Genomic DNA, 22124 nt, shown 5'->3' on the forward strand with positions numbered 1-22124 from the left:
ATGTATAAAGTCACTTTGTCTATGCCGATCTACAATGTGGCTCCCTATGTGGAGCGTGCTTTACTTTCAGCTTTGAACCAAACATTTGAAAGTATCGAGTTTTTATTAGTAGATGACCGAGGTACGGATAACAGTATGGATATTGTTCGTCAAACCATCAAGGATCATCCCAGAGGGAAAGACGTAAAAATCATAGAGCATCCACATAATATAGGTACTGGGGCTACAAAAAATACAGCTATAGACAATGCTCAGGGAGAATACCTGTATTTCATGGATAGTGATGATGAGATTACGCCGGATTGCATACAGGTGTTGTATGATAGGATGATGGAAGAGAAGGTAGATATGATTGTGGGATCAAGTCAATCCATAAATATGAATGGAATGGTATCTGAACACCTACAGTTGGAAAATATAAGTAGAAGAGGTGTTGGAATATTAATGAATTATCATTATCTAGAAAATCATTTATTCCCTGTGTTTACATGGAATAAGCTGTATAGTCTATCCTTTTTAAAGAAAAACTGTATACGTTGTATACCTGGACATCATTGTGAAGATCTATATTTTTCTTTTAATGTAGAAAGATATGTTCAATCTTTTTCGTACATTAATAAAGTTACATATTTATACTATATAAGACCTAACTCTTTTATGGATAGGATACAAAGTCATATATCAAAGAGAGAGGTTGCTATGTTGATGGATTTTATTCTGTATAAAAAATCTTATATAAGAGAAATTAAAGATATAGATTTTCAGGATATTTTATTACATAGTATTTATAGATCTATTCGAGTTTGGGGTGAATATATTTTATCTTCTGATAAAATGAATATAAATGAAAAGTATAGGGGGATTGTTGGATTTTATAGCGATATGAAATTTAATAAATATACAACTAATAATAGAATAGAAAAAATTTCCATAGGCTTATATTTTATACATAGATTATCTGATATGTTGCTGTTTACTGTTTTGATTATGATGGTTTGCATGAAAAAAATTATAAGATAGGTTTTATGATCTACGTAATAGTTAATGCTCTGCTTTATATTGTCCTATTGTTGTGCTATCTGAGGAGTAATCGCAAAAATATATTAGGGATTATATTGATAGTGTTATATACTACTGTAGCAATTATGGCGATACCTAGGTATTTGATTTCAATAGAATTATTGCATGATCTTGATGATGTTACATTGGAGCCTTTCTTGTACTTATTTCCTGTATTTATCATGTTTACTTGGTATTTTTGTAAGGTAGACTTGTGTAATCTTACCAATATCTATACAGACGGGAGATGGAACAAGATATATATATTGATGTTTGTATATATCTTGTCAACTATAGTGGTTTTTTATTTGTCTATAGGAACAGTTGTGTTAAATATTAGTTCTGGAGAATGGGCAGAGGCTAAAGAAGCCTCTGAAGAATTAGAAGTGGCTTTTAATTACAATTCTTTCATTGAACAACTATTTGTTGTATTTAATTCTAGCATAAAGATTTTTATGGTTACTATAAGTTTTTTTATGTTGATTATTGGTAAAAGAAAATATTTGGCATTAATAGTGTTAATGTGTTTTGTATTATCTCAGTCTATGTTGGCTTTAATGAATGGCTCTAGGGGGCTATTTTTGATTATTTTTATGTCTATAATGGTGCCTTATTTGATCTTTTTTAAAAAAATTCCTGTTCGCTTAGTTAAGCAAATTAATAGGGTGATTATTGTTTATTTGGTGATATTTGTGAATTATTTTCTAATTGTTACTGTTTCTAGATTTGGAGACTTAGACTCTAATTATAGTTTTTACGAGGAATATAATGGTATAACATCATTACTGAGTTATGCGGGAATGTCTTTTTTACATTGGAATGTAAGTGTATATCCTATAACTGATTTTGGATATGGTATTTATGGATGTGAAATGTTGTTTGGAAATGATGCTTTTGTGAATTTTACATCAGGAACACGATGGATTACTAAGTTCTATACTTTTGTGGGTAGTATCTATGTGGATATAGGTCCTTATTTGACTTTTGTTATGGCATTGTTTGTTCTGTTTTTTTCATTAAATATGTTGAAGTTAAAGCGTTATAGTATAGAAGGGGTCTGTTTTTTTTCTTTCGTTTATTTGAAGTTATTTATAGGGGGATTTTCTTGGGCTGAAAATTATGTAATAGAGTTCGCTTTAAACCTTATTGTTTATCTGTTCTTGAAAACAAGTTTTTCTATAACTAAAACAAAATCTAAAATTTCTTGTAGATAAATAGAATAATATTCAGATCAATAGAATCTATGTGTTGGATTAAATTGTTAGTTCTCAAATTTGATAAACAAGAATTAGTATAGTGAAAATGATAAAGTAATATTATAATGTCTAGTAAAGTAAAAGTAATAGCATTTTATTTGCCCCAATTTCATCCAATACCAGAGAATGATGAATGGTGGGGAAAAGGGTTTACAGAGTGGACAAACGTAGCAAGTGCCAAGCCTTTGTTTAAGGAGCATTATCAACCCAGGATTCCTGCTGATTTAGGGTTTTATGATTTGAGATTATCGGAGGTGCGTCAACAGCAGGCTGAATTGGCTAAGGAAGCAGGAGTTACCGCTTTTTGTTATTGGCATTATTGGTTTGGTAATGGAAAAGAGTTGCTGGAACGTCCGTTTGATGAAGTTGTTCAATCTAATCAGCCGGATTTCCCATTTTGTTTAGGATGGGCTAATCATTCATGGATGAGTAAAAATTGGAATATTAGGAAGTCAAATGTCGTTTCTAAAACGTTAATGGAACAAAACTACCCGGGAAAAGAGGATATGATACAACATTTTTATCGTCTATTGCCTGCGTTTAAGGACTCTCGGTATTTGCGTGTACATGATAGATTACTATTTTTAATATATGATGCAAAACGAATGCCTGATTTTGAGTTGTTTAAAAATACTTGGAATGAATTGGCAGGTTTAAATGGGTTGCCTTCCTTCTTCTTTATCGCAAACTCTGAAAATATCAATGATTTGGATTCTGGAAAAATTAAAGTTTTTGATGCTATTTCTCTTTGCCGAATCAGTTCGGTCTTGAATTTTGAACGATCTATTTTTCATAAGATTAAAAGTTTTGTGATAAATCAATATTTATCAAAACTATTTAAATATCCTATGAATGTGGTAGAGTATTCGAATGCTATAAAAGCAATTGATACAGATAAATTCGAATTACCTACAATTTATCCAACTGTTGTTCCCATGTGGGATCCTTCGCCAAGAAGGGGGATTTCATCTTTGATTTATCATAATTCCACTCCCGCATTATTTAAGAAACATGTGAAGATGATATTGAATAGGATTAAAGATAAACCGGATGAGGATAAGGTTATTTTCCTTAAGTCATGGAATGAGTGGGCCGAGGGTAATTATATGGAGCCTGATTTGAAGTGGGGAAAAGGATATATCAAAGCTTTGAGAGAAGCCTTGGATGAGGCTGCTGAATGATTAAAATGAATATATCATGAACATCGCCCTAATCTTCGCTGGTGGCTCAGGTAAGCGTATGAATACGGTGGCTAAGCCGAAGCAATTCTTGGAGTTACGAGGGAAGCCAATCATTATTTATACATTGGAGCTTTTTGACAATCATCCGGATATAGACGGGATTATTGTGGCCTGTTTGGAGGGATGGATTCCTTATCTGGAAAAATTAATCCATAAGTTTGATATTATGAAGCTTCGTTCTATTGTTCCTGGAGGGGATACGGGACAAGATTCTATCCATAATGGATTGGTGGAGGCGGAGCGATTGTTTCCGCTGGATAGTTGTGTGCTGATCCATGATGGGGTTCGTCCGCTGATTACCGAACAGACCATCTCTGATAACATAGAAGCCGTTCGTCAATTTGGCTCGTGTATCACTTGCATCCCTGCTATAGAGACATTCGTGGTCTCCAAATCGGATGGAGATTTGGAGATACCTTCTCGTAAGGATTCTTTTGTGGCGAGGGCTCCGCAGAGTTTTGTGCTGTCTGATATATTGGCAGCTCACCGAAAGGCTCGGGGCGAGGGACGGCATGATTTTATTGATAGTTGTTCCATGATGAGCAGCTATGGATATAAATTACACACGATGATTGGTCCGATGGAGAATATAAAGATCACGACACCAACGGACTATTTTATTTTCAAGGCGATGGTGGACGTGCATGAGAATCAACAAATATTTGGTTTTTAATTGATTTATGTTTAGGTATAAGAATGACTTTGTCTGGAACGATGTGCGAGAGATGATGGCAACCACTCTTCCTTGGGATCGCTTGGACAACAAATGTTGTTTGGTGACAGGAGCGAATGGGATGATCGCCACGTATGTGGTTTACCTTCTAATATCTCTTGTAAGGGAGAGAAGGATCAATATCCATGTCATAGCCTTGTCACGCAACCGGCAGAGATCCGAGGAATTGTTCGCAGATTTTTTGGATGATCCTCATTTTGAGTTATTGACTCAAGATGTATGTATGCCTATCCATTTGGAGGGGCGATTGGATTATATATTTCACTTTGCCGGAAATGCGAGTCCTTATTATATAGAGAATGATCCTGTGGGGATTATGAAAAGTAATCTGTTGGGTACGATCAATGTATTGGAATGCGCTAAGGACAAGGCTGTGAAAAAGGTGATATTTGCTTCTACAAGAGAGGTATATGGAGCGAATGTAGAAAGAAACTCTTTGACAGAAACCTCTTTTGGATATTTGGATTGCTTGGATGCACGTTCGTGTTATCCAGAGAGCAAGCGTGCTGCGGAGAGTTTGTGCAAGAGTTATTCTCTGCAATATGGGGTTGACTTTAACTCGGTTCGTATTGCTCATACCTATGGTCCAGGTATGAAATTGGAGAATGATGGAAGAGTGATGGCCGATCTGTTGAAGTATGCGATACAAGGCCGTAATATTGTTTTAAAGAGCAAAGGGAATGTGCTGCGGGCGTTTTGCTATGTGACGGATACGGTAGTTGGGCTGATGTATATTCTTTTTTATGGAGAGAAATCATTGGCGTATAACCTTGCCAATGAGACAGAGGAGATTGGTATTCGAGATTTAGCTGATATGTTGTTGGGTTTAAGCCCCGTTAAAGGCTTACGTATAGATTATGACATTCCGGAAAGACTACCGAATGTTTATTGTGATTATAAAAGAGTGAGATTGGATACGTTTCAATTGGAATCTTTAGGCTGGAAACCTCGAGTTTCCTTGGAAGATGGTATTAGTCGAGTAGTAAAATGTTGTAATAATGCTTTGGAATGAAAAGAACATCTGATTATTTAAATGAAATAGCGAGGCAGTCAGATCTTTTTTATGAATTGACTGATGAAGAAAGAGATGCCTTGAAAAAGTGTCTATTATCCATTTATATCGATGTTAAATCGATATGTGATAAATATGGTCTTACTTTGATGTTGGGTGGAGGGTCTGTATTGGGTACTGTCAGGCATAAAGGTTTTATTCCTTGGGATGATGACTTAGACATGATGATGCCAAGAGAAGATTATGATAAATTGAAGGAGGTGTTTGAGAAGGAGCTTTCAGATAAATATAATTTATCAGTACCTAGATATAAAAATGAAAGTAATTCTTTATTTATGCAGATATCTAAAAAAAGAACAATATTAAAAGGGTTGTGGGATGATTCTATAATTTCAGGTGTTCTTGTTGATATTTATCCGATAGAAAAAATGCCAAATTTTGTTTTATGCCGTTTTTTGAAATGTATAGCACTTGATATTTTTCGAATTATAGTATTGTCCGTGGCTGAGTATAAATTGAGAAGTAAACGATTAAGTGTATATTCTGTGAAACGAAAGTACTTAATTTATTATAATTTAAGATGTTTGATAGGCTTTGTTTTTTCTTTCATAGGAAAATCTAGACTTTATGATTTGTTTGATCGTTTTGCGTCAAATAGTAGGGGTATGAAATATTGTACAATACCTACAGGAAGAAAAATGAGTAGAGGAGAATGTCTTACACGAAGTACTTTTTTCCCTGTTGTTGATGCTAGTTTTGAAAATGTTAATGTTGATATACCATATGATTCAGATACATATTTGAGAAATCTTTATGGGGATTATATGCAAATTCCATCTATAGAAAAAAGAGAACGACATTTTTACACATGTGTTAAAATTGAGGAATGATATGAAAAAGGTACTTTTTGTTGCTAATGTTCATAAGCATTTTATTGCTTTTCATATACCTTATATAAAATGGCTTAAAGATAATGGTTGTATAGTTCATTGTGCGGCTAATGGATCTGATATAGAAGTGCCTTTTGTTGATAGACAAATTAATTTATGTATTCAACGTTCTCCTTGGAGTATTAAAAATATAGTTGCCTATATTCATCTTAAGAAACTTATTAAAAAAGAACAGTATGACATAATTCATTGTCATACACCAATAGCGTCTGTTGTGGCGAGATTGTCCGCAAGATCTTTTCGGGAAAATATTGGGTTAAAATTGTTCTATACAGCACATGGATTTTACTTTTATAAAAGATCTCCTTTTATATATTGGATTATTTATTATCCTTTGGAAAAATATTTATCTCGATACACAGATGTTTTATTGACAATAAATAAAGAGGATTATGAATTAGTGAAAAATAGAGGATTTAAGAATGTAAGTACTTATTTGATTCCGGGAGTAGGGGTTGATACAAATCGTCTATATGTTACTGATGATTCTTTGAGACTTAAGTTAAGAAAACAATATGGATATGATCATAATCTTGTTATTATTATTTATATTGCTGAATTTATCAAGAGAAAAAATCATCAGTTTGTGTTGGATTGTGTTCCTGATCTGGTTAAGGAATGCCCTAATTGCAAAATAATATTTGCTGGTGATGGACCTTTGTTGCAAAAAATGAAAAAATACGCATCGGATCAGGACCTATCTTCTTATGTGGATTTTCTTGGATATTGTAAAAATATAGGTGATTTAATAGCCCTTTCTGATATAGGAATATCATCAAGTTTATCAGAAGGATTAGGTTTGAATGTTGCAGAGGAACTCTATTCGGGACTTCCTGTCGTTGTAAGTGAGGATAGAGGACATCGAGAATTGGTTGAGGTGGGTATAAATGGTTTTATCTATCCTCAGGGTGATAGTTTAACGTTTGTGAAAGACCTTCTGCTACTTGTAAATGATAAGAATTTACGTTTGAAAATGTCTTCAATGGCTGCTTTGTCGATAAAGAGATTTATATTAGAAGAAGCTCAAAATTCTCTGATCAATATTTATAAATTGTATTTATAGTTTTAGGATTTTACTTTTAATGAGGATTAAAAATTTGTTATTATGGAAATAAAAGATTTTGTACAAAATTTTGCGGATCAATTTGATGATACAGCGACTGACTTGTTTACGGCTGAAACGAAGTTTCGAGAATTGGAAGAGTGGAGTTCGTTGACAACCCTCTCTATTATCGCCATGGTTGATGAGATATATGGTGTGGAGATCAAGGCAGATGACTTAAGAAAAGCTGAAACTATAGGTGATTTGTTTGAAATCGTGTGTGCTAAAGGATGCATAGGTTGAATTATAATCCTTTTTCATTGGAGGGTAAGACACTTCTTGTGACAGGGGCTTCTTCCGGTATCGGACGTTCTATTGCGGTGGAGTGCTCTCGACTGGGGGCTAACGTGTATATTACCGCTCGCAATGAGGAACGTCTATGTAAAACCTTATCACAGATGGAAGGTGAAGGACATCAAATGATCTTGTCCGATTTGTCCGAGGAAGGGGATATTGATCTTTTAGTGAACAAGCTTCCTCCGTTGGATGGAGTCGTGCATTGTGCGGGAATACAGGAGCGAATGTTGTGTAAGATGCTTAAATCTTCGGATATAGAAAACATAATGGCTATTAATTTCAATGCGCCGATTTTATTGCAACGTATATTGTTGCGAAAGAAAAAAATATTCAAAGGAGCTTCTATTGTTTTTATAGCTTCCCGTGCGGCTTTTGCTCCGACCGTAGGCAATGCGCTTTATGCTGCTTCAAAAGGTGCGATTTTATCTTATGCCAAGGTACTAGGTTTGGAGTTGGCGTCACGTCAGATTCGTGTGAATAGTATTTGTCCGGCTATGGTTTGGACGAACTTGACTCGAAAGGATGAAACTAAGACGGGGGCTGATTATAATGAGGTACAAAAATCGTATCCTTTACAGCGGTACGGAAAACCGGAAGATATCGCTTATTTGGCGGTTTATCTACTTTCGGATGCTTCCGTTTGGATGACGGGGTCGGCTATAGATATAACAGGTGGAGGTGAATTAACTTTAGTATAATCATAAGGTATGAAAGCATATATAAAACGAATATCATATTATTTGCCCCCAAAGATTCTTTCCAATGAAAAGTTGGTAGAGGAGTTTCCTGAATGGACAGTTGATAAGATTGCTTTGAAGGTGGGGGTGAACAATCGACATGTGGCAGGTGAGCAGGAGACTGCTTTGGATATGGCGGTGGCCGCTGCCAATAATTTGTTTGTTGCAGATTCTGATATACAACGAGAGGATGTTGATTTTGTGCTTTTTTGTACACAAAGTCCGGATTATTTCCTTCCCACCTCTGCTTGTTTGATTCAAGAACAGTTGGGGCTACGTACCAATATTGGGGCGATAGACTACAACTTGGGTTGTTCCGGCTATGTATATGGATTGGCTATTGCTAAGGGATTGATAATAGGGGGAATCGCAAAGAATGTGTTACTGTTGACGGCAGAGACTTATTCGAAGTTTTTACATCCGAGAGACAAGGGGAACCGTACCATATTCGGAGATGCGGCTAGTGCGTCGATTATCTCGACCGAAGGATTTGCCGAAATAGGAGAATTCGCTTTGGGTACAGATGGGAAAGGTGCTAATAATCTCATAGTCCGTACAGGAGCATCTAGGGAAAAGGAGGCTAAAAATGATTTGTCTTTTGATGAGAATGGCAATCCTGTTTCATCCGATTACCTACATATGAATGGTGCGGAAATATTCACCTTCACTCAAAAGAATGTTCCTGTAGTGGTGAAAGATACATTGTTGAAAAATAATCTGGAACAGCCTGAAATTGATTTGTTTGTTTTACATCAGGCTAATAAATATATGTTGAACTTTCTTCGGAAGAAGATGAAAATCGAAGAAGAAAAATTCTATTATTTTCTGTCAGAAGTGGGAAACACGGTCTCGAACAGTATTCCGTTGGCGCTTTATGAGGCAAAACGAGAAAATAGATTAAACGGAAATGTACTTCTTGCCGGCTTTGGGGTTGGTTATTCTTGGGCTGGAGTGGTACTTAAAGCGTGAGTTGGGTATGCGTATTGTTTGTAAAAGGACGGATGAATTGTCTTCAAGCGAATGGAGGCAAATCGTGGCGTTGTTTGAGTCCGTATTCGAACGGGAAAGTTCGATTGAACATTTAAAGGAGGCATATACCCAAAATGTCTTGGGCTATTCTTTTCATGCTATCATAGAAGATGACGGTCAAATTGTAGGACTTAATTCTTATGTACCGGCCTACTATTTGTTTAAAGGGGAAAAGATGTTGTTCGCGAATAGCGTGACTTCGATGGTCGCGAAGAAATACAGAGATTTTTTCAGCTTTTTTGATATGGTAAAAGCCGCATATAGCTATATGGCTAAGCATGGAGTTTCTTTTGTCTTTGGTTATCCGAACGATAACTCCTATCCGGTCTTGCTGAAGTCGAAATTGATGAGAGAGATCGGGAAAATGAGTATTCATTGTCTACCCTACCGGATTGGGGGGATAAAGCCTGCTTTATCATTCTTGAATTTATTCTCCTTGAGTATCAGTCGATTATGGGTTGGGCTTTTAGGTTTATTTACGAGTCCTGATATTTGTGATTATCCGGTACATAAAGAGGAGGAGAGTTATAACCGAAAGCGTTACAGCCGCCCGGATGAGGATTATCGTAAAATAAGCGAAAGAGGGTGTGAGTTTGTGTATAAAATAATGAGATACGATCATATCCGGACGGCTTTCTTGATAGACGTGTCTCCTAAATCTTCAAGGAATTTCAATAAGGCCCTTCGATATCTGATAAGACATCATGGAAAAGAGTTTGACTTGATTTTATATGTAGGCAGTATACCTTCTCTATATACCGGTCTTATCCGTATACCTGAAAGGTTTGAGCCTAAACGTTTTAATTTTATGGGGTATATATTGGATTCTAAAAGTATCGATAACGCTATTTGGAATTTACATCTTTGGGATACTAATCTGTCAAATTACGATTTATTATGAGGATTCTGACATTTGATATAGAGGATTGGTGGGGATACGATTATTATCAGTTAGGGGATCGGTCGGATTGGAAACCACGATTGGATAAATACCTTCAGGATATTTTGGATTTATTGGATGAAAGAAATATCGAAGCAACTTTCTTTATTTTAGGAGAAGTTGCAGTCTCAAATCCAAGTGTCGTTAGATGCATTGCGGATAGAGGACATCATATAGGATGTCATTCATTTTCCCATACTTTTTGGAAACAACCTACGGAAAAAGAGATTCGAGAAGATACATATAAAGCTTTGAATGCGATAGAGGATTGTACCGGTCAAAAAGTGACGGCTTACCGTGCGCCCGCGTTTTCTATCACGAGAGAGAATTGTTGGATTTTGTCTGTTCTTGCGGAGGCTGGTATTTTATATGATTGTTCGATCTTTCCTACCAGTCGCAGTTTTGGTGGTTTCCCGGAGTATAAAAGTAAGTTCCCTGGTAAAATAGAGATAGATGGAGTATCTATCAAAGAGTTTCCGATAGCTCCATCTACAATATGGGGACGTGAAATCGTATATTCAGGGGGAGGTTACTTTCGTCTGTTCCCGTATTTTAAGATAAAGGCTTTGACAGTTGATTCGAATTATGTTATGAGCTATTTTCATATCAAGGATTTTGATAAAGAGCAGAAACGTTTGTTTACGACTTTAGATGGGGAGTCTGCTCTTGCTCGGTATTTTAAGAATTATGTAGGTCTAAATACTTGTTTTAAGAAGTTTACGAAATATATTTATGATTTTGACTTTTGTAGCGTAAAAGAAGCTGATGTTAAAATTAACTGGGATGAATTACCGGTGATTCATATGTAACTCGGTAGGTGATGAGCTTAGCGGGTTGTTGTAATATTCATTTACCATGTATAAAAACTTTTTTAAGAGAGTGATTGATTTCATCCTCGTATTCTGTGTATTAACTATTATTTGGCCGATATTGCTTCTGATTACCTTTTGGCTACATTTTGCAAACAAGGGGGCAGGTGCTTTCTTTTTACAAGACCGTCCAGGTATAAATGGCAAAATATTCAAAGTTATCAAATTCAAAACCATGACGGACGAGTGTGATACTGATGGAAATCTTTTACCAGACGAGAAACGTTTGACGAAGGTCGGGAAATTTGTTCGTTCTACTTCGATTGACGAATTACCGCAATTGATAAATGTTCTTAAAGGTGATATGGCATTAATTGGTCCACGTCCATTGTTGGTGCAGTATCTCCCTCTATATTCAAGAGAACAGGTCCGTCGACATGAGGTCCGTCCGGGTATTACGGGATGGGCACAGTGTAACGGGCGTAATGCAATTAGTTGGACAAAGAAGTTTGAGCTGGATGTTTGGTATGTGGATCATTGCTCTTTTTTACTTGATTTGAAAATTATATTTTTAACGATAAAGAAAGTCTTTGTTCGTGAAGGAATTTATCAAGAGGGGCAGGTAACGATGGAATATTTTACAGGTAACAACTAAACCTATGGAGATGAATATACTTATTACTTCCGCAGGAAAACGTGTGGTTCTTACAAAAAAATTTCAAGAAACACTGAAACATTTTTATTCTGCTGCAAAAGTCTTCACCACAGACATGAATCCGGATATGGCTCCCGCAGGGATTATTTCGGATGGATGTTTTGTGGTTCCAAGAGTTACGGCAACGGATTATATAGATAAATTAATGCAAATATGTAAAGAACAAAAGGTTGGCATAATCATACCTACAATTGATACCGAACTTTTGGTCTTGGCAGAGAATAAGGAATTGTTTCAGAAAAACGGGATAGAGCCTATTGTTTCGGACTTAGCTTTCATACAAGTTTGCCGTGATAAACGGAATACAGGTACTTTTTTGAATGAACATGATATACGTGTACCTGCTCCGGTTGATAAGTACCATCCTATATTTCCTCTTTTTGCTAAGCCTTATGATGGTTCTTTAAGTAAGGATTTGTATGTAGTAAGAAATAGAGAAGAACTGACACCGGAAATTTTGAACCATCCCAAATTGATCTTTATGGAGTACATAGACAAACATGAGTATAAGGAGTTTACGGTGGATATGTATTATGGTAAAGATTATCGAGTGAAAGCTATTATCCCTCGTGAACGAGTAGAGATCCGGGCCGGTGAGATAAACAAAGGCTTTACTAGAAAAAATTTTCTAGTTCAGTTTCTAAAAAAGCGGTTGGACTATTTACCAGGAGTAGTTGGTTGTATTTGTATCCAATTGTTCTACAGGGAATCGGACCAAGATGTGGTGGGTATCGAAATAAATCCGCGTTTTGGAGGAGGATATCCGCTTTCTTATTATGCAGGAGCTAACTTTCCGGAATATATTGTTAGGGAATATATACAAGGAGAGACCTTAGAATACATGGATACATGGCGTGATAATACGTTGATGTTACGCTACGATAGCGAGGTGATCGTCTATGAAAAATAAAATATTCGTGTTTGATCTGGACGATACGCTATATAAAGAGATTGACTTTTTGCATTCGGCTTATCGGGAGATTGCTCAATGGGTCGAGTTGAAGTTTTCTTTAAACGACATCTATCCATTTATGTTGAGGGCTTATGAAAATAAATCGGATGTTTTTTCATTATTGATTAGAACTTATAATTTGCCTCTGACGAAGGATGATCTATTGGATATGTACCGGTTACATTTTCCCGTTATTTGTTTGGATAGTGATACGGAAGATGTATTAAACGTTTTGAATTTGGATTATAGGTTGGGTATGATAACGGATGGGCGTTCTATTACACAACGAAATAAATATCGAGCCTTAGAACTTGATCGGTTTATAGATGATAATGATTTGGTTATATCAGAAGAATTTGGTTCTGAAAAACCTTCGGAGAAGAATTTTCTATTTTTCCAAGATAAATATATTAATACCGATTTTTTTTATATAGGTGATAATCTTCGGAAGGATTTTATAACTCCTAATCGTTTAGGTTGGACAACGATTTGTCTAATAGATGATGGGCGGAATATCCACAGGCAGGATTTCTCTTGTCCGGAAGTTTATTTACCTCAATTGACAATAAATACCTTGGAAGATTTATTGTCTTTGCCTGGAAAAAATGAAGATATTTTAATCACAAAAAATAATTATGAATAAGCGAATCTACCTTTCTCTCGCTCACATGTCCGGCCATGAGCAGGACTTCATAAAAGAAGCATTCGACACCAATTGGGTAGTTCCCCTAGGTCCTAACGTAAATGCATTTGAAAAAGAACTAGCGGAATATCTTAAAGAAGGCCGACATATTGTAGCATTATCTTCCGGTACAGCCGCCCTTCACCTAGGCCTTATCGAACTAGGAGTGCAAGCAGGCGACGAAGTCGTCTGCCAGTCCTTTACTTTTGCTGCTTCTGCTAATCCGATAGCGTATCAGTCAGCTACTCCGGTCTATGTAGATAGCGAACAGGATACCTGGAACATGAGTCCCTTATTCCTGGAGGAAGCAATCAAAGATCGTTTGCGTAAAACAGGAAAACTTCCGAAAGCAATTATTCCGGTCCATTTATACGGCATGCCTGCAAAAATGGATGAAATTATGGCTGTTGCTTCTCATTACGGAATACCTGTTTTGGAAGATGCCGCTGAAGCTTTGGGTTCAGAATATAAAGGACGGAAATGTGGTACTTTCGGAGAATTTGCCGCATTATCATTCAATGGGAATAAAATGATTACGACTTCCGGCGGTGGCGCTTTAGTTTGTTCAACGGAAGAACAAGCCAAACGAACGATGTTTTATGCTACCCAGGCCAGAGAGAATGCTCCACATTACCAGCATGAATGTATCGGATATAACTATCGTATGAGTAATATTTGTGCTGGGATCGGTAGAGGACAGATGTTCGTACTGGATGAACATATAGCACGGCGTAGGGCAATACATCAGTTGTATACGGATTTATTGAAAGATGTTCCGGGAATTACGGTTCAGCAAAATCCGTCGGAGGATTTCGATTCGAACTTCTGGCTGACCTGTATTCTGGTAGATTCGGAAAAGGCAGGCTTTAGTCGTGAAGATATCCGGTTACATCTGGCAGAAGAGAATATAGAAACACGCCCTTTGTGGAAACCGATGCATCTGCAACCGGTATTTAAGCAATCACCTTTTTATGGTGACGGGGCATCGGAGAGATTGTTTGATAAAGGACTTTGTCTGCCTTCCGGACCTACACTGACCGATGATGATATTTGCAAGGTAGTGGAAACAATGTTAAGTCTGTCATCTCCACGATAGAGTAGAAATAACAGACTTTAGATGTTGCTTCATTAGGGAACATTAGAGATGAAAAATGTCCGCGGAGTTGTTCGGTAGAGGTACTGAATGTGATTTTGGATAAAGCAGAAGCAGTTTTCGAACGAGGAGAATATGTGACGAATGAAGAAGCAGAGAAGATTATAATATCTTGGTCGCTTTGTTATGGGGGATTATGCGCTGTCACAACATGATTATTTTGAGGATAAAGATAGTCTATATTTGTTTTTTGTGTAAGTTTGTAAAAAAAGTATGCACAACATCCCAGCCATAGAAGATCAGAATACAGAATTTAAAGCCTCGTTCAATACAGGAGTCATTGAGTCTTTGGTTGCATTTGCAAATGCAGGTGGAGGGACTGTATACGTGGGAGTCGATGATAGTGGTAAACTCCTGGGGATACAACTTGCTAAAGAAAGTGTTCAAAATTTCGTAAATGAGATTAAGAGTAAGACTGCTCCGGTATTAATACCCGATGTCAATGTAATAGATGTTGAAGATAAACAAATTGTAGCTTTTCAGATTCAAGAATATCCGATTAAACCTGTGGCAGTTCAAGGCCGGTATTATAAACGGGTTAATAATTCCAATCATCAATTGACAGTCGGTGAAGTAGTAAATTTATATTTGCATACAATCAATTCCAGTTGGGATACCTATGTCGATACGTTACATACAATTGATGATATATCGTTGGAGAAGGTTCAGAAAGCTATTAATTTTTTAGAAAACAAAGGTCGTAGTATTACTGAAGATCCTTTGTCCTTTTTGTTGAAATATAATATGCTAAGAGAGGATAAAATAACAAATGCAGCTTTTTTACTCTTTCATAAAGATGATAATATTATCTCAACAGTAGAGTTGGGGCGTTTTCAAACGGATATTATTATTAAAGATTCTGCCCGTTCGAAGTCGGATGTACTAACCCAATCCGGGTATGCTTCCTGATGATATTACGGTCGATGATTTAATGAATAATCGTTATAAATCGACACCACGTAATAAAATGGTTGCTGATTTCTGTAAAGATTTGGGTTTGATAGAGAAATATGGTTCGGGAATTCGTAGGGTTATCACACTGTTTAAAGAAGCAGGATTGCCATTACCGGAATTCGAACAGATTTCAGGCGGATTGAATGTAACGGTATATTCAAAGACTTTTGAAAGAGTGGATAGTGATAAGGTCATAGATAGGGTCGGTGATAGGGTCGGTGATAGGGTCGGTGATAAATTGTCTGAAACACAGAAAAGAATATTGAGTTTAATGCAACAAAATCCGTCTGTATCTGCTCAACGTTTATCAGAAGAAATAGGTATTTCAAAGAGAAAGATAGAAGAGAATATCCGGACTCTGAGGGAAAGAAATAAAATAGAACGAATTGGAAACGCTAAATCCGGTCATTGGGAGGTTTTGGAGTAACTAATACCGGAAAAGTCTGTTACCCCCTCCATTTTAGAGAAGATAACAGACTTTAAACAATCAAGCATCCGTCTCTTCATCTTTCCATTCCTCTTCCGGATAATACTGGTCGATGATAATGAAAAACAGATGATATTTGCATAAGATATGGAGTATCCAACGTTCGCTCACCAATAGCATCTCACTGATTCGTGAGATGTCCCGGTTGGTAATCCCGGAGACATCCATGCTTTCGGCATGTTTTCGGTAAGTCTTCAACAGACAGTCATAAATAGCATATCCGGTCGCTTTGTTACAACAGATCATGCGTTGATAATTTTCTTTGTAGCTCATGCAGTAAATAATTTGTACAGACCACCGATTAGTCCCGCAGCCATCAGGCTGTAACCGGCGATGTCTATGGGTTCGACACGTTGTTTGGTTCCCCGGTCGCCCTGGTTGAGAGCGAGAGTATCGCTCCGATAGCTGTCAGCGTCACTTCCGTCTGTTCCATCAGAAGAGACAGCAGGGTGATCGCCATCAGGAAGAGGACGAGGGTAGGGATGGGGACAAGGACAGTCACCGGCTGTCGGCTTTTGCTTGCGGGGAAAGATGATCCAGGCAAGGCTGGTGAGGAAGGTGAGAATGGTTTCAAGGTACTTCATGTTAATTGAAAATTATAAATTGAAGATTGAAAATTAAATGGGTATCTTTTCGATCGACCCGCAGATCGACACCAACATCCTCTGGTAAGCCGCGCGGTTGTCACCGTTCACTTCGCTGATGTATTTGCTGTAAGCGATCTCTTTGGCATAAGCTGAAGGACGGGTGCTTAGTGAGGCAGCTACCGGATAAGCGGTGTGGATCAGACGGGCGAAGTCCATGAAACTGTCTTCCGTCGATTCGTAGGTGCGGAACCATAGGGCGGCATGGCCGCTGTTTTCAGAAAGATCGGTCTTTGTGCCTTTCCAGAAAGCATTGGGACGTCCATAGGCTGTGATGCCGAAGAAATTGTTATATTCCTTTGCCAGGGTACTTTCTCCCCAACCGGTTTCGATGGCCGATTGGGCAAGGATAACCACCGGATTGATTCCGAAACATTCCCCCGCCTTTCGGGCGGGGAAAAGGTACTGTTTGATGTATTCCTGTTTTATCATACTGAATAATTATTACTCGATTTCCGGACGGTCGCTACCGCCACCTTCTTCCGGTTTGTTTTCCGTGCCGGGGATGATGTATTTTTCGAAACTGGCATTGCGGATTGTGTCCGTCAGCATTGTACCCGGATAGAAAACGATATGTGCCCGGTGGAACAGAGAAGTATTGAAATCCTTTTCCGTAGAAGAGCCTTTGCTGCCGGCAACCATACGGAAACTACCGAAATCGCCCAGGTGCACCGATTCGCCGTCACCTAACGATTCATTCATGACGGACAAGAGGCCGTCGAGTACCAGCAGGATATCACCACGGCTTGCCGTACTGTATTTGCTGATACGGCTGCAAATACGGTTCAGATCGACCTTTTTGGTGATGCTCGTTTGTGCATAGTAAAGTTCGGCTCCTTCGGCCGCATCCTTACTCATGTCCCTTCTTTTGACAAGTCTGAATTTTAATGGCATGGGAAATAATTATTTAATGTGGATAATATGCCAATGTGCCAATGAAAAAACTTTTCCGGCATTCTGGCGGTTAGTTGGTTATCGATAACATTACAAAGATAAATACAGCCGAAAAGTGCCTGCTGGATAGGAGCAGATAGCGATGGTTAACGGCGGATAAAGACAGTTATTTTTGAAAGAAAAAGGAATGAAAAACGCTGTTGAAACATAGGTGTTTTAACGGCAAAACATATATGGTTTGCGAACGAAACATATATGTTTTGAAGAATGAAGAATAGGGTATTTCACAAGAATAAAACCAAGATTACGATTTAAAATCAGAGAATTATGAATACAAATAAAATAAATCGTATAGTGAATAATTTAATGGACGTTTTAAAAAAACAATCAGGGCAATAACAGGAAATCATTTGTCCTTGGAATCCTTGTCAAATTGGCTTGAAAAGCTACCGGATAAAGGACGCTATGTGATGTTGTTGGCGTGGCTCCTGGGAGAACCGGCTATAAAGCAATATGCGACCTGGGAGGTGTTGAGGAAACGTTTTAATAAACATCATCGGGATGATATTCTGGAATATTGCGAAATCGATGCCTGCCGTTTGCTGATCGAACGTATTGTGGTGAACGAGCCGGATTTATTTATCGCTTATATATCGGCTATGCTTCGTTGCGGAATACTGGACGGGACGTATGAACATGTGGCCGATCATATCGATCTGGTTTTTCGTACCGGTAAGGAAATAAATACCATTTGCAACCATCTGAGCGATGCGGATGATGTGTATTTTGACATTTGTGAAGCGGTTAGAGAGACGAAAAGGAAACATAAGAAAAATTGAAGTGACAGATATATTGTTTAAACAACTGTAATCGAAGGATTTATAATTGAGAGATACCCTCAATATATATTTTTCAAGGCGAGTGGTAATGACTAAGTTTGTATCAGAGCGCAAGAGAACGGTTCTGATATCAAAAAATGTTGAGAAGTCGCTAATTATAAATTCTATATAAAAGATACTTCTATCTATATTTAAAGAGAGACCGGCCCATTCGTATAAAGAGTGTTTGAGGATTTATATCAGGCTTTTAAAATTCAACAGTTTCGGCGTATAAGATCCGTATAACTCAGCGTATAATTAGTAACCTAAATTGAATGGATTATGAATGAGATGAAGGAAAGGGTAGAACGCAAATTGGAAAGCTTGGGAAATTCTTTTGTGAAAATGCCTCGCAAAGTGCTTCTCATGTCTTTCAGCCTACAAAAGAAAGACCGCCTGTATGCAAGAATTTTCATGGCCTTGGTTTCTATGTGTTATTTCAAGGATGGTATGGTGAAGCTGGGTAAATATTTTTATACATGCCACCGTGGTGAGTATCTGGGTAACTATCGTGAACTGGCTGATCGTACCGATATCAGTTTCGGATCGGTCGGGCATTATCTGAAAGCATTGTCGGATGACTGCCTGATCGAGTACGAAGCAATAGCCGGAGGCACCCGGATCAAGGTCTGCAATTACGATTTTTTCTCGGGGTATCTGACAGAAAATACGGTAGACAACGGAAACGATATTTCAGCGGCTCAGGCAATGGCTGCCGCTGAACAGACTATGGGAGGACGCAGCAAACAATTCACGCCGAAAGGAAGAGGAGGCGAAGCATGAAAGAGGCTGTCGATGAACAGAAAGATTTGACTTTGGCGGAGGTGGAGAACACATTGGTGTGCTGCCTGCTGACCAGTGTGGAGGCACCGGGTCTGGTATCATCCTTATTGCGTAGGGAAATGTTTTCGGATGCCGCGGCAGGATTTGTTTTCCAGGCGATAATGAATTTGTACGAACAGGGTGTGCAACCGGATATGATATCGGTCGAAACGGAGATGCGGCGGATGGATGAGGCCCGTTGGAAGGAACTGGACGGGGTGTCGTTTCTGCTTACTACGATGCTGAATGTGCGCCACGGAGGTAATGTGTTGCATTATGCCGGGGAAATCAAGCGGCAGTATACTTTGCGCTGCCTGGCACAGTTGTTTGCTATGCTGAATTTTAAGAGCAGTACTTTCGAAGCCGATCCGGGAGCCATTATTTCGGAAGCGGAGGATTCGCTGCTGAAACTGCAGACGGAAGTGGCCGGAAGCGAACCGATACGTCCGGTGGGTGTGTTGGCTGCCGAAGCGGTGGCGTGGCACCGGGAGCGGCTGGACGGGGCGTACGACCGGAACCGTATACGGAGCGGGTTGGGTGAGTTCGATTACGTCACCGGTGGTTTTCATAAAGGCGAACTGTCGGTGTTGGCCGGTCATTCGAGCGATGGAAAGACGGCAGTAGCACTGCATATTGCCGTCCAGGCGGCACGTGCCGGAAAGTATGTCTGCCTTTTCAGTCTGGAGATGTCGAACCTGCAAATGCTGAACCGTATCCTGGCGGGTATGACGGATGTCGATCCGGATCATCTGCGTATCTCGGGACTGACGGCTCGCGATCTGGAAAAATTGGAAAAAGCGGGCAAAGACCTGGAGCATCTGCCTTTGTATATCGATTATAAGGCTTGTAATACCTTGGCGGATATCCGTTCGAAAGTAATATTGAAAAGCAAGAAGGGAGAGTGTGATTTCATGATCCTCGATTATTTGCATCTTCTGGGAAGTATCCGCCAGAAAAATGAAACGCAGGAGCAGGTGGTAGGACGCAACATCACGGCATTGAAGCAGCTGGCTTTGGATGCCGATTGTCCGGTCCTTGTCGTTTCGCAGGTGAACCGTGCCAGCGATCAGCGTGCCGACAAGGCGCATATTCCGGTGATGAGCGACCTGCGTGATTCCGGCACTATCGAACAGGTGGCCGATTGTGTATTTTTTGTCTACCGCCCGGAACGTTACGGGATCGTCAAGGACGAACGTACAGGGGAGGACCTCAAAGGAGTAGGCAAACTCTATATTGTGAAAAACAGGAACGGGGCAACCGGCATTGCCCGTTTCCGTTATAATGCTTCCTTTACGAAAATAACGGATTATTAATACCCGGAACGAAATGGCACAATATAATATCGATCATATAAAACGGTCGGTCCGCCTGGAAGAGGTGGTCGGACGTTACGTCAAACTGTCACGCCGGGGGAAGTTGTTTATCGGACTTTGTCCGTTCCACGCTGACCATCATCCGTCGTTGACCGTCGATCCGCAAAAGCAGACTTTCACCTGTTATGCCTGTGGAGAACATGGGGATGTGATTGCTTTTGTACAGAAAGCGGAGAAATGCAGTTTTGCGGAAGCTGCGAGAAAGTTGACAATTGACAGTGGACAGATGACAGATACGGTTACAGGTGGAAGAAAGAAGAAAATAAATAGTGACGCGAAGCAACTGTCACCTGTCACTTGTCCACTGTCACCTGAAAAAAACGTGCAGTTTTTTTCCTCCCTTCTGCCTTACGCTTGTGGCAATTCGGAATTGACACCTGCTTATCTGGATTTTGAGGTGGGCATTTCGCCGGGGCTGGTTCCGAAAGAATGGTATAAGATGCGGAACCGCATCGTTTTTCCGATCCGTGATGAGATGGGACGGTTGATTGCTTTTGCAGCCCGGAAACAATCCGGAGGGAAGCCCGGCGATCCGAAATACATCAATACCTCAGTGGAGGAAGGTTACCGGAAAAGTGAGAACTTGTATGCCCTGAACCTGGCGAAAGAGGCGATCGGGCAGGAGGGGTTTGTTTTTGTGGTGGAGGGATATAAAGATGCCATAGCCATGCATGCCGCAGGTTTCAGGAATACGGTTGCTTTGTGCGGGACGGCTGTGTGTGACGGGCATGTTGCATTACTGAAGAAATATACTTCGCAGGTGACAGTCTTGCTGGACGGGGACGGACCGGGCGAGAAGGCTTCGGCTGAGGCCGTGGCAATTCTTCGCAGGGAAGGTCTTTGGGCTGTCAGAGGACATTTGCCTGACGGGGAAGATCCAGATTCGCTGTTCAGGAGTCGGGGCAAAGAGGCTTTCGTCTCTTTTATCCGCGGGGTACGGAGGCAATTGTTATCGTCGGAAGAGTTGGCTTTATTCAACCGGATAAGCGGACAGGTCCAACGGTTGTTGCAGAAGCGTACTGCCGGAGAAAGGGAAGTGTTGCTCGATGGTTTGACAAAGATGCTTGCCTACCGGACAGGATTGTCGCTCAGGGATAATTGGCCTGCTACATCAGACTGGAGGTGGCTATGAAAGAGGATCGGGAAAAAAAGCATCCGTTACCGGAGGATGAAGAGGAGGAAAAATGGAAAAACCGTAGTTTCAGTTGGCTGGAACTGGGGATTCTGTACAGTCCGACGCTCACACCTGCCGCAGCATCCCGCCGATTGAAGGCATGGGTATTGGCAAACAAGGTACTGGTCTCTCTTTTGAATACCGCCGGATGGAACAGGCAGCAACGGATCATGACTCCGAAACAGGTAGAATGTATTGTCGAGATACTGGGGAGACCTTAACAGGTTCATT

Annotated in this window: 27 protein-coding genes; 23 read left to right on the top strand and 4 right to left on the bottom strand. The window is 39.4% G+C overall.

The window, feature by feature from the left end:
• From DWW23_RS06510 to DWW23_RS06595, 18 genes are all read left to right on the top strand, one after another.
• Window positions 1-1020, top strand: a complete 1020-nt coding sequence (locus tag DWW23_RS06510) for a glycosyltransferase family 2 protein (RefSeq protein ID WP_122352465.1) — start codon at window positions 1-3, stop codon at window positions 1018-1020.
• Between the two features lie 5 nt (window positions 1021-1025).
• Window positions 1026-2273 (top strand): O-antigen polymerase, encoded by a 1248-nt coding sequence (locus DWW23_RS06515; RefSeq protein ID WP_122352466.1) that lies wholly within the window; start codon window positions 1026-1028, stop codon window positions 2271-2273.
• Between the two features lie 107 nt (window positions 2274-2380).
• On the top strand, window positions 2381-3496 hold the full coding sequence (locus DWW23_RS06520) for a glycoside hydrolase family 99-like domain-containing protein (protein WP_122352467.1): 1116 nt from the start codon (window positions 2381-2383) through the stop codon (window positions 3494-3496).
• A gap of 16 nt (window positions 3497-3512) precedes the next feature.
• Window positions 3513-4229 (top strand): 2-C-methyl-D-erythritol 4-phosphate cytidylyltransferase, encoded by a 717-nt coding sequence (locus DWW23_RS06525; RefSeq protein ID WP_122352468.1) that lies wholly within the window; start codon window positions 3513-3515, stop codon window positions 4227-4229.
• Window positions 4230-4281: 52 nt separating this feature from the next.
• The gene (locus tag DWW23_RS06530; protein WP_158583163.1) at window positions 4282-5301 is read left to right on the top strand and encodes an NAD-dependent epimerase/dehydratase family protein; all 1020 of its coding nucleotides are present in this window, start codon (window positions 4282-4284) and stop codon (window positions 5299-5301) included.
• Window positions 5298-6191 (top strand): phosphorylcholine transferase LicD, encoded by an 894-nt coding sequence (locus DWW23_RS06535; RefSeq protein WP_122352470.1) that lies wholly within the window; start codon window positions 5298-5300, stop codon window positions 6189-6191. The genes DWW23_RS06530 and DWW23_RS06535 overlap by 4 nt, the downstream gene beginning before the upstream one ends.
• A gap of 1 nt (window position 6192) precedes the next feature.
• Window positions 6193-7314 (top strand): glycosyltransferase family 4 protein, encoded by a 1122-nt coding sequence (locus DWW23_RS06540; protein ID WP_147382597.1) that lies wholly within the window; start codon window positions 6193-6195, stop codon window positions 7312-7314.
• A 42-nt stretch (window positions 7315-7356) separates the two neighbouring features.
• Entirely contained in the window at window positions 7357-7596 is a 240-nt protein-coding gene (locus tag DWW23_RS06545) for an acyl carrier protein (RefSeq protein ID WP_122352472.1), read from the top strand.
• Window positions 7584-8348 (top strand): SDR family NAD(P)-dependent oxidoreductase, encoded by a 765-nt coding sequence (locus tag DWW23_RS06550; RefSeq protein ID WP_187576558.1) that lies wholly within the window; start codon window positions 7584-7586, stop codon window positions 8346-8348. The genes DWW23_RS06545 and DWW23_RS06550 overlap by 13 nt, the downstream gene beginning before the upstream one ends.
• A 9-nt stretch (window positions 8349-8357) precedes the next feature.
• Entirely contained in the window at window positions 8358-9356 is a 999-nt protein-coding gene (locus tag DWW23_RS06555; protein WP_122352473.1) for a 3-oxoacyl-ACP synthase III family protein, read from the top strand.
• Complete coding sequence (locus DWW23_RS06560) at window positions 9295-10317, top strand: GNAT family N-acetyltransferase (RefSeq protein WP_122352474.1); 1023 nt, start codon at window positions 9295-9297, stop codon at window positions 10315-10317. Before DWW23_RS06555 ends, DWW23_RS06560 begins: the two co-directional genes overlap by 62 nt.
• The gene (locus DWW23_RS06565; protein WP_122352475.1) at window positions 10314-11165 is read left to right on the top strand and encodes a polysaccharide deacetylase family protein; all 852 of its coding nucleotides are present in this window, start codon (window positions 10314-10316) and stop codon (window positions 11163-11165) included. The genes DWW23_RS06560 and DWW23_RS06565 overlap by 4 nt, the downstream gene beginning before the upstream one ends.
• Before the next feature lie 46 nt (window positions 11166-11211).
• On the top strand, window positions 11212-11820 hold the full coding sequence (locus tag DWW23_RS06570; protein WP_122352476.1) for a sugar transferase: 609 nt from the start codon (window positions 11212-11214) through the stop codon (window positions 11818-11820).
• A gap of 4 nt (window positions 11821-11824) precedes the next feature.
• Window positions 11825-12790, top strand: coding sequence for an ATP-grasp domain-containing protein (locus DWW23_RS06575; RefSeq protein ID WP_122352477.1), 966 nt, complete (start codon window positions 11825-11827; stop codon window positions 12788-12790).
• A complete protein-coding gene (locus DWW23_RS06580; RefSeq protein WP_122352478.1) occupies window positions 12780-13475 on the top strand; it encodes an HAD family hydrolase in 696 nt (231 codons plus the stop codon). Before DWW23_RS06575 ends, DWW23_RS06580 begins: the two co-directional genes overlap by 11 nt.
• Window positions 13468-14610 (top strand): DegT/DnrJ/EryC1/StrS aminotransferase family protein, encoded by a 1143-nt coding sequence (locus DWW23_RS06585; protein WP_122352479.1) that lies wholly within the window; start codon window positions 13468-13470, stop codon window positions 14608-14610. The genes DWW23_RS06580 and DWW23_RS06585 overlap by 8 nt, the downstream gene beginning before the upstream one ends.
• Before the next feature lie 270 nt (window positions 14611-14880).
• Window positions 14881-15576, top strand: coding sequence for a helix-turn-helix domain-containing protein (locus DWW23_RS06590; protein WP_122352480.1), 696 nt, complete (start codon window positions 14881-14883; stop codon window positions 15574-15576).
• Window positions 15566-16048, top strand: a complete 483-nt coding sequence (locus DWW23_RS06595) for an ATP-binding protein (RefSeq protein ID WP_122352481.1) — start codon at window positions 15566-15568, stop codon at window positions 16046-16048. Before DWW23_RS06590 ends, DWW23_RS06595 begins: the two co-directional genes overlap by 11 nt.
• Window positions 16049-16108: 60 nt before the next feature.
• Here the strand turns inward: DWW23_RS06595 and DWW23_RS06600 are convergent, their stop codons facing one another.
• From DWW23_RS06600 to DWW23_RS06615, 4 genes are read right to left on the bottom strand one after another with little or no spacing between them, the layout of a single operon-like run.
• The gene (locus DWW23_RS06600; protein WP_122352482.1) at window positions 16109-16381 is read right to left on the bottom strand and encodes a hypothetical protein; all 273 of its coding nucleotides are present in this window, start codon (window positions 16379-16381) and stop codon (window positions 16109-16111) included.
• Window positions 16378-16692: a hypothetical protein gene (locus DWW23_RS06605; RefSeq protein ID WP_122352483.1), complete on the bottom strand. Its 315-nt coding sequence runs from the start codon at window positions 16690-16692 to the stop codon at window positions 16378-16380. The genes DWW23_RS06600 and DWW23_RS06605 overlap by 4 nt, the downstream gene beginning before the upstream one ends.
• A 33-nt stretch (window positions 16693-16725) precedes the next feature.
• The gene (locus DWW23_RS06610; protein ID WP_122352484.1) at window positions 16726-17184 is read right to left on the bottom strand and encodes a glucosaminidase domain-containing protein; all 459 of its coding nucleotides are present in this window, start codon (window positions 17182-17184) and stop codon (window positions 16726-16728) included.
• Window positions 17185-17196: 12 nt separating this feature from the next.
• Window positions 17197-17646 (bottom strand): HU family DNA-binding protein, encoded by a 450-nt coding sequence (locus tag DWW23_RS06615; protein ID WP_122352485.1) that lies wholly within the window; start codon window positions 17644-17646, stop codon window positions 17197-17199.
• A gap of 416 nt (window positions 17647-18062) precedes the next feature.
• On the opposite strand from DWW23_RS06615, the gene DWW23_RS06620 reads away from it, so the two are divergent.
• From DWW23_RS06620 to DWW23_RS06640, 5 genes are all read left to right on the top strand, one after another.
• Entirely contained in the window at window positions 18063-18485 is a 423-nt protein-coding gene (locus DWW23_RS06620; RefSeq protein ID WP_122352486.1) for a hypothetical protein, read from the top strand.
• A gap of 321 nt (window positions 18486-18806) precedes the next feature.
• On the top strand, window positions 18807-19307 hold the full coding sequence (locus DWW23_RS06625; RefSeq protein ID WP_122352487.1) for a hypothetical protein: 501 nt from the start codon (window positions 18807-18809) through the stop codon (window positions 19305-19307).
• Window positions 19304-20659 carry a DnaB-like helicase C-terminal domain-containing protein gene (locus DWW23_RS06630; RefSeq protein ID WP_122352488.1) on the top strand — a complete coding sequence of 452 codons (1356 nt, stop codon included), beginning with the start codon at window positions 19304-19306 and terminating at the stop codon, window positions 20657-20659. Before DWW23_RS06625 ends, DWW23_RS06630 begins: the two co-directional genes overlap by 4 nt.
• Window positions 20660-20672: 13 nt before the next feature.
• The gene (locus DWW23_RS06635; RefSeq protein WP_122352489.1) at window positions 20673-21851 is read left to right on the top strand and encodes a DNA primase; all 1179 of its coding nucleotides are present in this window, start codon (window positions 20673-20675) and stop codon (window positions 21849-21851) included.
• On the top strand, window positions 21848-22114 hold the full coding sequence (locus DWW23_RS06640; RefSeq protein WP_122352490.1) for a DUF4248 domain-containing protein: 267 nt from the start codon (window positions 21848-21850) through the stop codon (window positions 22112-22114). The genes DWW23_RS06635 and DWW23_RS06640 overlap by 4 nt, the downstream gene beginning before the upstream one ends.
• Window positions 22115-22124 lie beyond the last annotated feature (10 nt).

It is taken from the genome of Parabacteroides sp. AF14-59, from assembly GCF_003479515.1.
GTDB lineage: Bacteria > Bacteroidota > Bacteroidia > Bacteroidales > Tannerellaceae > Parabacteroides > Parabacteroides faecis.

Bases quoted from the DNA above. Each gene is read 5' to 3' on its own strand.
- DWW23_RS06545 (WP_122352472.1), top strand. From the start codon at position 7,357: ATGGAAATAAAAGATTTTGTACAAAATTTTGCGGATCAATTTGATGAT.
- DWW23_RS06585 (WP_122352479.1), top strand. From the start codon at position 13,468: ATGAATAAGCGAATCTACCTTTCTCTCGCTCACATGTCCGGCCATGAG.
- DWW23_RS06605 (WP_122352483.1), bottom strand. From the start codon at position 16,692: ATGAAGTACCTTGAAACCATTCTCACCTTCCTCACCAGCCTTGCCTGG.
- DWW23_RS06565 (WP_122352475.1), top strand. From the start codon at position 10,314: ATGAGGATTCTGACATTTGATATAGAGGATTGGTGGGGATACGATTAT.
- DWW23_RS06590 (WP_122352480.1), top strand. From the start codon at position 14,881: ATGCACAACATCCCAGCCATAGAAGATCAGAATACAGAATTTAAAGCC.
- DWW23_RS06575 (WP_122352477.1), top strand. From the start codon at position 11,825: ATGGAGATGAATATACTTATTACTTCCGCAGGAAAACGTGTGGTTCTT.
- DWW23_RS06555 (WP_122352473.1), top strand. From the start codon at position 8,358: ATGAAAGCATATATAAAACGAATATCATATTATTTGCCCCCAAAGATT.
- DWW23_RS06525 (WP_122352468.1), top strand. From the start codon at position 3,513: ATGAACATCGCCCTAATCTTCGCTGGTGGCTCAGGTAAGCGTATGAAT.
- DWW23_RS06580 (WP_122352478.1), top strand. From the start codon at position 12,780: ATGAAAAATAAAATATTCGTGTTTGATCTGGACGATACGCTATATAAA.
- DWW23_RS06600 (WP_122352482.1), bottom strand. From the start codon at position 16,381: ATGAGCTACAAAGAAAATTATCAACGCATGATCTGTTGTAACAAAGCG.
- DWW23_RS06625 (WP_122352487.1), top strand. From the start codon at position 18,807: ATGAATGAGATGAAGGAAAGGGTAGAACGCAAATTGGAAAGCTTGGGA.
- DWW23_RS06520 (WP_122352467.1), top strand. From the start codon at position 2,381: ATGTCTAGTAAAGTAAAAGTAATAGCATTTTATTTGCCCCAATTTCAT.
- DWW23_RS06535 (WP_122352470.1), top strand. From the start codon at position 5,298: ATGAAAAGAACATCTGATTATTTAAATGAAATAGCGAGGCAGTCAGAT.
- DWW23_RS06635 (WP_122352489.1), top strand. From the start codon at position 20,673: ATGGCACAATATAATATCGATCATATAAAACGGTCGGTCCGCCTGGAA.
- DWW23_RS06610 (WP_122352484.1), bottom strand. From the start codon at position 17,184: ATGATAAAACAGGAATACATCAAACAGTACCTTTTCCCCGCCCGAAAG.
- DWW23_RS06615 (WP_122352485.1), bottom strand. From the start codon at position 17,646: ATGCCATTAAAATTCAGACTTGTCAAAAGAAGGGACATGAGTAAGGAT.
- DWW23_RS06560 (WP_122352474.1), top strand. From the start codon at position 9,295: ATGTACTTCTTGCCGGCTTTGGGGTTGGTTATTCTTGGGCTGGAGTGG.
- DWW23_RS06530 (WP_158583163.1), top strand. From the start codon at position 4,282: ATGATGGCAACCACTCTTCCTTGGGATCGCTTGGACAACAAATGTTGT.
- DWW23_RS06510 (WP_122352465.1), top strand. From the start codon at position 1: ATGTATAAAGTCACTTTGTCTATGCCGATCTACAATGTGGCTCCCTAT.
- DWW23_RS06630 (WP_122352488.1), top strand. From the start codon at position 19,304: ATGAAAGAGGCTGTCGATGAACAGAAAGATTTGACTTTGGCGGAGGTG.
- DWW23_RS06550 (WP_187576558.1), top strand. From the start codon at position 7,584: ATGCATAGGTTGAATTATAATCCTTTTTCATTGGAGGGTAAGACACTT.
- DWW23_RS06570 (WP_122352476.1), top strand. From the start codon at position 11,212: ATGTATAAAAACTTTTTTAAGAGAGTGATTGATTTCATCCTCGTATTC.
- DWW23_RS06515 (WP_122352466.1), top strand. From the start codon at position 1,026: ATGATCTACGTAATAGTTAATGCTCTGCTTTATATTGTCCTATTGTTG.
- DWW23_RS06640 (WP_122352490.1), top strand. From the start codon at position 21,848: ATGAAAGAGGATCGGGAAAAAAAGCATCCGTTACCGGAGGATGAAGAG.
- DWW23_RS06595 (WP_122352481.1), top strand. From the start codon at position 15,566: ATGCTTCCTGATGATATTACGGTCGATGATTTAATGAATAATCGTTAT.
- DWW23_RS06540 (WP_147382597.1), top strand. From the start codon at position 6,193: ATGAAAAAGGTACTTTTTGTTGCTAATGTTCATAAGCATTTTATTGCT.